The 11,721-nt window shown below is 68.3% G+C and carries 10 protein-coding genes and 1 pseudogene; 5 read left to right on the forward strand and 6 right to left on the reverse strand.

All coding sequences use genetic code 11. The features are described 5' to 3' along the window. Positions 1-125: 125 nt before the first annotated feature. Both ACF09J_RS35825 and ACF09J_RS35830 read right to left on the reverse strand, forming a co-directional pair. Complete coding sequence (locus ACF09J_RS35825) at positions 126-1,199, reverse strand: protein kinase family protein (protein ID WP_392309638.1); 1,074 nt, start codon at positions 1,197-1,199, stop codon at positions 126-128. Between the two features lie 21 nt (positions 1,200-1,220). Continuing rightward, complete coding sequence (locus tag ACF09J_RS35830) at positions 1,221-2,114, reverse strand: hypothetical protein (RefSeq protein WP_392309639.1); 894 nt, start codon at positions 2,112-2,114, stop codon at positions 1,221-1,223. 110 nt (positions 2,115-2,224) lie between these two features. On the opposite strand from ACF09J_RS35830, the gene ACF09J_RS35835 reads away from it, so the two are divergent. After that, the gene (locus ACF09J_RS35835; RefSeq protein WP_392309640.1) at positions 2,225-3,175 is read left to right on the forward strand and encodes an ATP-dependent DNA ligase; all 951 of its coding nucleotides are present in this window, start codon (positions 2,225-2,227) and stop codon (positions 3,173-3,175) included. Positions 3,176-3,289: 114 nt separating this feature from the next. Here ACF09J_RS35835 and ACF09J_RS35840 read toward each other — a convergent pair whose 3' ends face one another. Beyond that, positions 3,290-3,586: a hypothetical protein gene (locus ACF09J_RS35840; RefSeq protein ID WP_392309641.1), complete on the reverse strand. Its 297-nt coding sequence runs from the start codon at positions 3,584-3,586 to the stop codon at positions 3,290-3,292. 179 nt (positions 3,587-3,765) lie between these two features. On the opposite strand from ACF09J_RS35840, the gene ACF09J_RS35845 reads away from it, so the two are divergent. Both ACF09J_RS35845 and ACF09J_RS35850 read left to right on the forward strand, forming a co-directional pair. Continuing rightward, positions 3,766-4,704: an Ig-like domain-containing protein gene (locus ACF09J_RS35845; protein ID WP_392309646.1), complete on the forward strand. Its 939-nt coding sequence runs from the start codon at positions 3,766-3,768 to the stop codon at positions 4,702-4,704. Between the two features lie 355 nt (positions 4,705-5,059). Then, a complete protein-coding gene (locus ACF09J_RS35850) occupies positions 5,060-6,199 on the forward strand; it encodes an N-acetylmuramoyl-L-alanine amidase (RefSeq protein WP_392309642.1) in 1,140 nt (379 codons plus the stop codon). 302 nt (positions 6,200-6,501) lie between these two features. Here ACF09J_RS35850 and ACF09J_RS35855 read toward each other — a convergent pair. Together ACF09J_RS35855 and ACF09J_RS35860 are read right to left on the reverse strand one after the other, a co-directional pair. Then, positions 6,502-6,732, reverse strand: a pseudogene (locus ACF09J_RS35855) (hypothetical protein); the annotation flags it as partial. A 26-nt stretch (positions 6,733-6,758) separates the two neighbouring features. Further along, positions 6,759-9,566 carry an ATP-binding protein gene (locus ACF09J_RS35860; RefSeq protein WP_392309643.1) on the reverse strand — a complete coding sequence of 936 codons (2,808 nt, stop codon included), beginning with the start codon at positions 9,564-9,566 and terminating at the stop codon, positions 6,759-6,761. A 34-nt stretch (positions 9,567-9,600) separates the two neighbouring features. Here ACF09J_RS35860 and ACF09J_RS35865 point away from each other — a divergent pair, with 34 nt between their 5' ends. Both ACF09J_RS35865 and ACF09J_RS35870 read left to right on the forward strand, forming a co-directional pair. Beyond that, positions 9,601-10,032: a hypothetical protein gene (locus ACF09J_RS35865; protein WP_392309644.1), complete on the forward strand. Its 432-nt coding sequence runs from the start codon at positions 9,601-9,603 to the stop codon at positions 10,030-10,032. 236 nt (positions 10,033-10,268) lie between these two features. Further along, positions 10,269-10,604 carry a transposase gene (locus ACF09J_RS35870; RefSeq protein ID WP_392309647.1) on the forward strand — a complete coding sequence of 112 codons (336 nt, stop codon included), beginning with the start codon at positions 10,269-10,271 and terminating at the stop codon, positions 10,602-10,604. A gap of 109 nt (positions 10,605-10,713) precedes the next feature. On the opposite strand, the gene ACF09J_RS35875 is transcribed toward ACF09J_RS35870, so the two are convergent. Continuing rightward, entirely contained in the window at positions 10,714-11,478 is a 765-nt protein-coding gene (locus ACF09J_RS35875) for a hypothetical protein (protein WP_392309645.1), read from the reverse strand. Between the last annotated feature and the right edge of the window lie 243 nt (positions 11,479-11,721).

An 11,721-nucleotide genomic window follows, 5' to 3' on the forward strand; every position in this document is an offset into this window, starting at 1 on the left:
CTACGAACGCAAGGCCGACCACTTCCTCGCCTTCACCAGCATCGCCTGCACCCTCATCTGCTATCGCAGACTCGCCAAATGAGATGACTTCTAAGTGATCTCACCAGCATTCCTGAGCGCCTGTTTCAACTGCGCTGTGACCCGTCCGCTTGGAGAGCCCGGCGGAGCGCCTGCAACGGGTATGGGGTCTCCCTGTTCTCGTCCTGAATCGTGACGTAGAAGTCCGTCATCACTGCGGCGAGCGGTGCATGGCGGGAGAGGATCGCCCTGGCCTTTTGCGGTCCCTCCGGCGGGTCCTCCCCTTCCGCGCATGCGCGGATAAGTGCCTCGCGTTCATTGCGCTCATATCCGTACAGGTTCGTGATCAGCCTGTTCACCAGCCAGCTGCGCGTGTAACAGCGGTCGTAGGTCCTGTGCAGTTCGAAGAAACTACTCTCGGACGGCGAAAGATCGAATCGGGATGAAATGGCGAGACCGTAATCAGCGAAGTAGAGGCGTTGGCTGTCAGTCAGGATGTTCTGGAAATGGGCGTCGAAGTGCAGAAGCCCCCGAGCGTTCATGAAGGACGTGCCGGCCTCCAGCTGGCCCTCCACCAGGGAACAAGCCCGATCGGCAGACTCTTCATCAGCCTGTACCTGCTTGGCAAGCCACTCCTCGAGCGTCTGAGGGATGTACTCCAGGAACAGTGCGAGGCACGCAGTGGACTGCCGAAGGGCCTCGATACGACGGCGTACCTCCGGCCTGCCTCCCCAATAGGCTACGACCCGCTCCACGTCCGCGAGTTCCTCGGGAAGCGCGGCCGTGCCCGGCAGCACGCGCCAGTGGTACATCATCGGGAACCCCTGGTACTGCCCTCCGAGTACCCAGTTCGTCGTCATGGTGTGAACGGCGAGCTCCCTCCATGCCCCGAACCCAGGCCCCCCACCGACGCCGTATTGGCAGAAGGTGGGAATCCGGAACAAGTTGGCCGTGGAACGTGCATGCTCCGGCAGCCGCTCCATATCCGTGAGCGGCACCCGCTTCACGAAGACCGGCTTTCCGTCAACCTCCAGCAGCGCAGATCTCCCGCCAACACCAGAGCCAAGCGGCATGGCGGCGTCCGCTAGCTCGCTCAGTTGGCGATCACTTCGAACGGCGAGAGACGTGGAGACAGTACTGTAGGTGGCCAAGCGTGCGTCTTCTGTCGCGCCATCGCTCATCTCTGCCTTTCTTTCTCTGCCTCAGGCTTTGTGCTGCGTCTGTTCGGCGAGCTTCCGGGCGTGGGCGGCTGTGTCCTTGGCCCGGCGCCGGGCTTCACGGACGGCCCGTTCGGCGGCCCGCGTGTGGTCGCGGGCCTTCCGGGCGGCCTCCCGGGCCCGCCGCTTCTCGTGTTCGGCGTCCTCAAGCTGCCGGCGCAGGTCGTCGACGCGCTGCTCGGCCTGCTGCTGCCCTTCATCCGCCCGGCTCAGCTTCTCTTCCGCGGTGGCCAGCTCCGCTTCCCGGTCGTCGAGTTCTTGCTCGGCGTCCGCGGCCTGCTGCCGGGCCCGCGCAAGGTGCTCTTGCTGCTCGCGGCGACGGGCGCGCGCGGCATCCAGATCGGCCACCTCGCCAGCGGGTTCGGTGCGGCGGACAACTGGGGGCGGTGCGGGCTGCCGGGAGAGGGTGGGGAAACCGGCCGGGGCGCTCAGCGGCTTCGTCAGACGGCCCTTCGCCCACTGCTCGGCTGCGTCGGGGTCGGCCAGCACCGCGTGCAGGGTGTCCTGGACCTCCTGCGTCATGTCGTCGCTGATCCGCTGCCCGGCCTGGGCGGTGAGCTGGCCGGCCTGCCGGGCCAGAGCGAAGGTGACCTGGTGCTGCTGCGCCGACAGTTTCCGCAGCTGCTCGCCGTCGAGATCCTGGTGGGCCTGGCGCAGCGCCTCACCCAGTTGCAGAAGACGCTGTACTTCGTCCGGCTGCTCGCGCACCAGCAGGTTGCTCGCCCACGCCGCCAGGGTAGGGCGGCGCAGCCTGCGGATCTGCTCGGCCAGTTCCCGGTCGTCGGCAGCTCGCGCGGCCTTGGCACGCTCATCTCTGGCGGCCGTGAAGTCGCCCGGGGCCAGGGCGTACAGCTCATCGGCGACCGCGTCCAGGTCCATCCTCGCCTCCAGCCATCGCCTCCCCCGTGTGTCGATTTTGTCACTATTTGTGATGATACGGATGGGTATGGATTCGAGCGGGCGGCTAGCCGCCGTGAAAGGCGTCGAGCGTGACCTGGACACTGCCGGAGCCGATGCTCGCCTCCCCAGTTTGCAGGCCTGATCTGCGGCCGGGCTGGGCAGGCGAGCCGAAGTGGGACGGCTTCAGGGCGCTGGTCTCCGTCGACGCGGGCAGGGTGGTGCTGCGCTACAGGCGCGGCACCGAGATGGCGGCGTCGCTTCCGGAGGTCGTGGCTGGGACCGTGCAGCTGTCGGACGCGACCGCGCTGGACGGCGAGCTGGTCGTATGGGACGCCGCGGGTCGGCTGGCCTTCGAGCAGCTGCGGAACCGGGTTCAGCGGCGCGGTGCCAAGGCGGCCCGGGCCGCTGCTGAGTGGCCGGCTCACTTCGTCGCGTTCGATCTGTTGCGGCTGTCCGGGACGGACACGACCGGATGGCCGTACCGGCGACGCAGGGCCGCGCTGGAGTCCGTATTCGCCGGCCGCCAGTTGTCGGCACCGTGGGCGCTGTGCCCGTCGACCACCGAGGCGGACACCGTGCGCGAGTGGCTGACGTGGACATCGGTCGGGATAGAGGGCGCCGTATGCAAGCGGCTGGTCGACGCCTACCAGCCGTCGGGACGGGCTGGCGAAAGTACATCCCGGACGCTGCTGCTCGGCAGATACGAGGCCCAAGGCCGTCTTCAATACGTCGGCCGTACCACCACCCTCGCTCGGACGGCAGGTGCTGCGGTGGCCGACCTGCTCGCTGCGGCGCGGCGCGGTCATCCATGGACGGGCTGGTCTTTCTCCGCAGGGTGGGGCAGCTGGGAAACGCTGGATGTCACGCTGGTGGAACCGGAGCTGGTGGTGGAAGTCGGAGTCGACGTCGCCCGCGACGCCTTCGGCCGGTGGCGGCACCCGGCGCGCTGGTATCGCGCCCGCCCCGACCTGTCAGCGGGCCGACCACGGCGAAACCGCGTGGTGACCTGCACTATGACTCTCCGGGGTGCGCAAGAGTAGGCGCACCCCCAGTCGCAAACAGATGGCGCAACCGTTGTCGCAACCTCGTCCTCCTAGTCGACCGAGGGGCGCGATCACGCGACCCAGGCGCATCCGTGGACGCGGGCGCAGCCACTACAGACCGGCCGCGCACCCCCGCCGGACTCCGGTACGGTCGAGTTCTCGCAGTGCCAGGATGGCCTTGCCGTGTGTCAATTCGGGCCGTCTCAGCCGTCTCACCAGTGTCTGACTGGGCATCGAGATGAACCGGCAGGTCGCCGCGGTTGAGGTGTCCGCGTCCACGGCACCGTTAATGGTCGACGAGGTGACGGTCAGGTCGGTGTTGCGGTGGGCGTAGCCGTTGGCGTCGGTCTCCACCCCGTAGTTCAAGGAGACGTCCCGGGAGGTGTCGACCACGAGGCGGTACGGCATCCGCTCGGCGGTCGGTGCGCACCAAGTTTTGAGACACGTTTTACGCAACGCAGGCAACTGCGGCCCAAGTCCTCGCTGTCTGACAGGAGTCGGGCCCGTCAGGGCCGAAGAGCGAGAGAGTGGGGCAGGTCGTGGGACGGCGCAAGGGCGGCATAGGGGTCGCACTCGTCACGGGTGCGATGCTGGTGGGCGCGAGTGCCTGCGGCGGGGGCGGCAGCGACAAGGCGGGCGGGGACGACGCAAAGGCGTCGGGCAAGCCGAGTGCGAGCGCCTCCCCGTCACCGACGAAGTCCGCGGGCCCGCCGATGCTGCTGGAGACGATCACTCCGCAGACGGGAACCACGGTCGGCGTGGCCATGCCGATCTCGGTGGTCTTCACGAACCCGGTGGCGGCGAACGCGCGGGCCACGGTGGAGAAGCATATGAAGGTGAGCGCCTCGCAGCCGGTGGTCGGCGCCTGGCACTGGTTCGGCGACAAGCGCGCCGACTGGCGACCGAAGACGTACTGGCCCTCCGGCACCAAGGTGAAGATCGACGTTGACATGAAGGGCGTCGGCAACGGCAACGGTCGCTACGGCGTCCGCAGCTACACGCACACCTTCAAGATCGGCGACGACGTGCGCGCGGATGTCTCGGTGGTCGGCCACACCATGATGGTGACCCGGAACGGCAAGGTGATGCGCACCCTGTCGATCAACGCGGGCAGCGCTCAATATCCAACGTGGAACGGCACGATGGCCGTCATCGACAAGCAGGAAAAGGTCCACATGACCTCCTGCAGCGTTGGCATCAGCTGCGTCAAGGGCAGCCCCAACTACTACGATCTGACGCTGCCCTGGGACGTCCACCTGACTCAGTCCGGCACGTACGTGCACTACTCGACGGGCGACCCCACTCCGGGCAGCGGCAGCGCCCGCGGCTCGCACGGTTGCGTCCACCTGTCCATGTCGGACGCCAAGTGGTTTTACGGCCAGGTCAAGCAGGGCGACCCCGTCACCATCACCGGCTCGCCTCGTGCCAAGGCCTCGGCCGATAACGGCTACGCCGCCTTCAACCTGGCATGGGACGAGTGGCTGGCGGGCAGCGCGTCCGGGGAGGGGACGACCGCGACGCTGTGATGCGCTACGGGCAGCGGCGCCAGTCAGCACTCGGTGATGTTGACCGCGAGGCCACCGCTGTACTCGCTCTTCGGACTGCAACCCATCCGGCACCAGACGCTCCACCATCGCCATCGCCATCGCGGTCGCCAGCCTCACCAGGTTGTCCATCAGCCCGCCTGACCGCTGATTACGACCGGGGCACCACCGCCGATGAGCCGGGTGCGACGATGCGCACCCACCGGACCCATGACCGGAAGCAAAGACCACGGCGGCGGGGAAACTGATGAACTGCCCCTGGAGAACCGGGCGTTCACTGCATAGTCTCCGACAGGCCGCCCACACTCCTGGGCTATCCACTCACTTCGGAGTCCTCATGGTGATGCACGAGCACGAAGTCGATCGCCGCACCCTGTTCCGGGTCAGCCTCGGCACGGCAGTCGCCGCTGTCGTCGGCACGGACGTGGCGTTCCCCACCGCCGCCGACGCCACTCCCTCGCCTCAGTTCCCCTGGATCATCGACTGCGACAGCTGGAGCGCGCGCCGGCCGTCCAGCCCGATCCAGATCACTGGCAATACCACCAACAAGATCATCTTGCATCACATGGCGTTCCCCAACGTCACGGATTACTCCCTCGAGCACGCCATGCAGCTGGCACGTGACTGCCAGGACCTTCACATGGACACCAACGGCTGGGCGGACACGGGTCAGCACTTCACCGTCAGCCGCGGCGGCTACGTCCTCGAGGGCCGCCACCGCAGCCTGGAGACCCTCGTCGCGGGCGGGCACCAGGTGACCGCCGCCCACTGCCCAGGGGAGAATGGCAACGCCATCGGGATCGAGAACGAGGGCACCTACATCACTGAAACCCCGCCGGCGGCACTGCTGGACTCGCTGGTGGAACTGTGCACCGCGGTGTGTCGGCAGTTCCATCTGAATGCGTGGGACATCTTCGGCCACTGGGACTTCCGCCTGGGAACTGACTGCCCCGGCATCGCCTTCTACCGGCTCTTCCCTCAGATCCGCAAGCGAGTACTGCAATCCATGGGTGTGTCGCCTGCCGCTGCGCCGGCACGGCGATGGCCGGACATCTGGCGGTTCGTCGACAGTCAGGTGGTGCAGGTTGCCCAGTACCTGCTGGTGAACGCCGGCTACAGCGACCTGCCCATCGACGGCGTGTTCAGCACCGACATGAACACCGTCGTCGCCGACTTCCAAACCAGCCATGGCATTGCCGTCACCCCCGACGCCACTTTCGACACCCCCACCTGGGAAGCGCTCGCCCCCTCGCTGGACAAGGACGCCTCCGGGCTGCCCGTCCAGGCGGTGCAGTACCTGCTCACCATCAAGGGCTACGCCGACACCGTCGACATCACCGGCGCCTACGACCACAACACCGTGAAGGCGGTGCAGGACATACAGCGCCTGCACAGCCTCCACCCCAACGGCAAGACCGACCTCAGCACGTGGTGCGCGCTGGTCGGTGGCACCGTCCGCGAGACTCTCACCCGCTGAGCCTTCTCCGGCCTGACCACGCGACGGCCGATCTCGCAGCAGGCGGTGTGGGGCGTTCAGTCGACGGTCCAGGCAAGCAGAGTGGGGTTCCAGTCGGGGAGAGTGATGGCGATGGGTTGTCGGGCCCGCCGTTCGGCCCGCCCGACGCCCTTCCCCAGTTCGCCGGATCTGTGCACGACCGTCAGCCACGTCCCACCCGCTCGCGGTGCGTGTGCGGTTTGTCCACCTTCATGGGGAAGACCCGCTCAACCTGCGCCCGGGGCACGATCATCAGCCCGGCGGCGGCTGAAGCCGATCCGCTCCTATGACCGCGGTGTGCTGTCCGAGCGCCACGTGGTGAGACGAGGGTGCCCCGGCAGTTCGGCGCGGCCGGTGGCCCACAACAGGGTGAGCCAGGGATCCGCACCGCCCGGAGCCTCTGGAAACAGACGGGCGAGCACCCGCGAGCAGAGAGCGGAGGGCGGGGTCCAGGCGAGCCCGAAGCCTTCCGCCACATCGTGCATGTGCACCAGAGTTTCCTGCACCCCCAGCGCCAGGCAGGCGGTGGTGATGCGGAAGCTCAGTCGGCGAGGGTCTGGCCGACCAGTCTTTCACGCAGCTGCTCGACCTCCGGCGTCGCCAACGGGGTGAGCAGTTCCAGCGCCCGCTCCCATGTGACACGAGCTTCGGTGAGATCGCCGGCGGCTGCGTGTATGTCGCCGACTGCGCGCAGGGTACGTCCGTGCCTGAGCGGCGTGCCAAGTTCGGCCCAGATCTGGGCGGCTTTCAGGAGTGTGTCCACCGCGTGCGCCGACCTTCCCTCGCTCTGCAGCAGTTCGCCGAGTGTGTGCAGCGTGAGCGCCCGCCCGAACAGCTCGCCGATCTGGTCGTAGATACGCAGGCATTGGTGCAGCAGCGGTCGGGCCTGTGCCGGCTTTCGCTGGCGTACCAGGACATCAGCGAGCATCTGCAGCGCGTTCGCCTCGCCGCAGGGCTCGCCGAGTTCCTGTGCGATCTCCAGCGCCCGGCTCAGGTGCCGCTGCGCCTGGTCGAGTTCACCGGTGGTCGTGCACAGCAGCCCCAGGCCGCGTTCGGACTGTGCCTCGCCCCGGCGGAAACCGGACGCCGATGCCAGGGTCAGCGCCGTCCGGAAGCAGTCCTGGGCCTCAGCGAGCCGTCCCTGCTCCAGATGGGTAACGCCGGAACAGTGCAGGGCGTACGCCTGGGTGCGGACGCTCCCATCACATGCCGACGCGCGCGCCGCGGAGCCGAACGCGTCCAACGCGTCCTGGTAGCGCCCGCTGACGCGGTACATGTGGCCGAGGCCGTTGTCGCACACCGCGACCGAGTGCTCCTCGCCGAGCTCTCCGAAGATGGCGCGTGCCTGCCGGAAACATGTGATCGACTCCGCGATGCGGTCCTGCCCGGTGTACAGCTCGCCCAGGCCGCGCAGGATCACGGCTGTACCGAGCCGGTCACCGGCCGCGCGTACCACGTCGAGTACGCGCCGGTGTGTGTCGCCCCAGTCCGGGTAGTGCGCGCGGAACTCGTAGAACGCGACCAGGGACGCGGCCAGCTCCCATGCTGCGGTGGTTCGGCCTGTCGCGGTCGCCTGGGCGATCAGCGCAGCCAGTGCGGCGCGCTCGGCGTCAAACCAACCGAGCGGATCACGCAACAGCGACCGGGTCAGGTCGTCGGCGAGCATGTGCCGTACGGCACCGCCGCCGGGCCGGCTGAAGTAGCCGTGCGGCAGTGCCGCGTCGGCTCGCTCCGCCAGGTACAGCCACGCTCCCAGTGCCCGGTCCAGCACAGCGTCGTCCTCGCCCGCCGGCAGCTCTCGCTCTGCCTGCTCCCGGGCGAACAGGCGCACCAGGTCGTGGCACCGGCAGCGCGGGAACCGCCCGTCCGCCGCACCGTGCCCCGGATCGGCGACCTCCAGCATGTGCGCGGCGAGCAACTCGTCCAGCACATCCTCGGCGGTCTCGATGTCGCATTCCAGCAGCACCGTCGCCGTCCAGCTGGCGAAGTCCGGCACGTCCAGCAGGCCGATCTGAGCCAGCAGGCGGCGGGCGCGTGGGCCGAGTACCTGGTAGCTGAGGTTGACGCTGGCCCGCACCGCCAGATCCCGGTGCCGTAGCTCGTCCAATCGGCGGTGTTCGTCGGCCAGCCGTGACACAAACCTGCCCACCGTCCAGTGTGGGTTGCCGGCGAGCCGGGCCGCGGCAATCCGCAGTGCGAGCGGCAGGCCGCCGCAGAGCCGGACCAGCTCGTCGGCCGTGGCCGACTCGCGTGCCAGCCGCTCGGCGCCGACGATCTGGACCAGCAGGCGGCGCGCGTCCTCCGGTGGCAGCGCTCCCAGCGTCAGCCGTCGCGCGGCGGGCAGGCCGGTGAGCGGATGACGGCTGGTCAGCAGTACCGCCGATCCGGTGCCGGTCGGCACCAGGCGGGCCACTTGGTCTTCCGAGGTGACGTTGTCGAACACCACCAGCAGCCGCCGGTCTGCGGTCAGGCTGCGGTACAGGGCTGCCCGCTCGGCCGGTTCCGGGACGGCGCCGCCGCCGACGCCCAGGGCGCGCAGTAGGCGTGCGGCTACGTCCGCCTCCCGGTCGCCTGGACCGATCTCGACATAGAGCTGACCGTCAGGGAACGCGTCGCGCGCGTCGAGTGCCGCCCGCACGGCCACGCTGGTCTTGCCCACGCCGCCCGGCCCGGTGACCACCAGCACCGGAGTCGGGCGGTCGGCGTCGGCGCCGCCGACCCGCAGTGTGGCGGCGAGCACGGCCAACTCGCGCTCGCGCCCGGTGAAGTCACCGGGCCCGGCAGGCAGTTGCCGGGGAACGGGCCACACCGTGTTCTGCGGGGTTTCCCTCGAGGCGGAATCGTCCGCCGCCTCGGCCAGGGCCTGCATGCGGGCGTGGGTTTCCAGCGTCGACTCGGCTGCGGGGATCAAGGCGTGTCCAGCGGCGGTGAGCCGGAACGGCCCCTTCCCGCGCTCGGCGAGGCAGACCCCCAGGCGATCTTCCAGAGCCCGGATCTGCTTGCTGAACGCCGGCTGCGACAGGAAAGCCCGCGCGGCCGCGCGGCCGAAGTGCTGCTCTTCGACGAGCAGCAGGAACAGCCGCAACTGATGAAAGGTCGGGTACGAGCCCGAGGTCGGACCCGTGAGTGGACCGGGGCGCCGGTCCTCCCCCTGAACTGGCGTCATATACAGAAGGTTATCGGTTCGCTCCAAGATTTTCATGGACATGCCACTTTCGGCTCCCGCAAGGGCAGGAGACGATTCATGGCGCCCGACGGTGCCGATGCGCGTCGGGCATCGCGCTCCCGCGCAAGGCGGGGGCCGGCGACGGGGGCGGTGCCGATCGGAAGGTGCTGCGACAGTCGTCACGTAGTGGCCAATAAGGCCTCATAAAGGGGGAACCATGCGAGTTCGTCACGCCGTGCTGGCCCTGGGTGCATCCCTCGGGTTGGCTCTCACCACCCCGGGGGTCGCCAGCGCCGCCTCCACCGGCAGCGCAAGCGTCAGCAGCAGCTACGGCAAGGCCAGCGCCACCTGGACGTGGGCAGGCCAGGGCAGCCTGACCGGCATCAAGCTGCACGTCCAGGACACCAACTGCAACGCCAACCCGGTGTACGCCTACTTCAAGGTCTACCGCTCGAACGGCGGGACCTGGACCACCAGCACTCAGCGGTACGACTACAACGGGTGCGCGGGCAGCGGGACCGACCACACCAACCTGTCCCTCTCGGACACCTACAACATCAAGAACATCGCCATTGTCGTCTGCAACGACCAGTTGGGCACCGACCCCTGCACCACCGGATCGAAGTCGGGAGCCAACCCGTACGCATGAGGCGGGGTTCCGGGGCGGCCGTGAAGCGCCTGAGCCGATGCGGCGGCCGCCCCGGGGCTGCTACCGCCAGGGGCTCAGCGAGGCGAGGGACCGGGTGCTGCCGCAGCCGAACGGGCCCGCGTCGCTGTGCGGGGTGCGGCCGCCGGTGGGCCGCATGTCGGCGAGGATCGCCGGCAGGTCCGTTTCGTTCTCGATCAGGACGTCCGCACGGTTGCCTCACTGCCGCCCTTGGGGTCCTGAACGGGATCGTGTGGAAGTTCCGGACCGGGACGGCCTGGCGGGATGTGCCCGAGCGCTATGGTCCGTGGGCCACGCTGCACACGCGTTTCGCAGGTGAGCAGCGGACGGGACGTTCGACCGGATGCTGCGGGCCGCGCAGGCGAAGGCGGACGCGGCGGGCAACATCGAGTGGCTGGTGTCGGTCGATTCCACGGTCGTCCGAGCTCACCAGCCCGGCTCCGCCAGTACACCCACGACGTCGAACACGTCCGACCCTGTACGGCGGGGACGGCCTTGAAGACCGTGGTCGTCGTCCCCTCCTCGAGATCCGGCCCTGCCCACCAGAGCGGTGACCGGCCTCATGGTCCGCACGGCGCGCTGGCTCACGTTGGACCCGACGCCTTGACCGTCGCAGCCGTTACCGCCGGCTCGGCCCCCACCAGCCTGCCAGCACCGCGGACATCACTTCACCACGACGTTGTCCCCGGACGACGTCGACGGCCCGGTGGTGCTGTTGCCGTAGTACACCCAGCGCCACGTACCCGTCTTGGAGGCCTTCACGGTCGTCCTGAGATCACCCGAGCCGTTCGCGTACACCTTCTTCACCGTGGTGTAGGAGGCGGTGCCGGTAGGCTTGAACTGCAGGCTCACCAGGCGGCCTCCGTAGGAGGCGTACTTCCTGGTCTCCCAGTTGGCCCGCGTGACCTTTCCGGTCACGGTGATGGTCCTGTTCTTGGACACCGGTTCGGGCGAGGCGTTGACGGTCAGGCGGGAGTTGCGCTTGACGTGGACCGTCAGACCCTTGTCGTCGGTGTCACCACCGCCGCCCTTGAAGTACACCTCGGCCCCGACCTTCCAGGCCCCGGCCTCGCTGTTGCGCATGTCCCACACGCTCGGGTCGAAGTACATCGTCTCCTTGAAATCGCAGACGCCCGAGCTCACCTTGATGCAGTCGCTCGTCTCGACGGCGTGCCACAGCCGATCACCCGCACCACCGCGGTACAGGAACACCGCCGGCCACTTCCACTTGTGAGTGGTCGCCATCCGGAAGGAGGCGGGCACCGCGACCTCCTTCGACACCCCGATCACAATCGGCTTGCCGCCGTTCACCTGGACACGGGTGAACGAGACCCCACCCTCGGCCGCCCCGGCCGGCACCGCGGCCACGGCCGTGAACACCGCCGCCGCACCACCGGCCACGACGACGCTCCAGACCTGCTTCCCCACCTGATCCCCAATCTCCGTACGGAAAGGCACCGAAGGCTCATCCCTCCAGCGCCTTACAGACAGCTGGCATTCACACGGGGTTGTACACCCGCGAATCACAATGGGGCATCAGACAATCCCCGCCTCCCGCGAGGGACTGTAAATCGTTCGGCTCTGGCCCGTAGTCGGTGGTGACGTTGGGTGACCGTCAGGGTAGGAGGATGCGGTGGCGGAGGAGGTCGAATCCGGCGCGTCCGTGCATCT

This window comes from Streptomyces sp. NPDC014889 (assembly GCF_043081205.1).
Classification (GTDB): domain Bacteria; phylum Actinomycetota; class Actinomycetes; order Streptomycetales; family Streptomycetaceae; genus Streptomyces.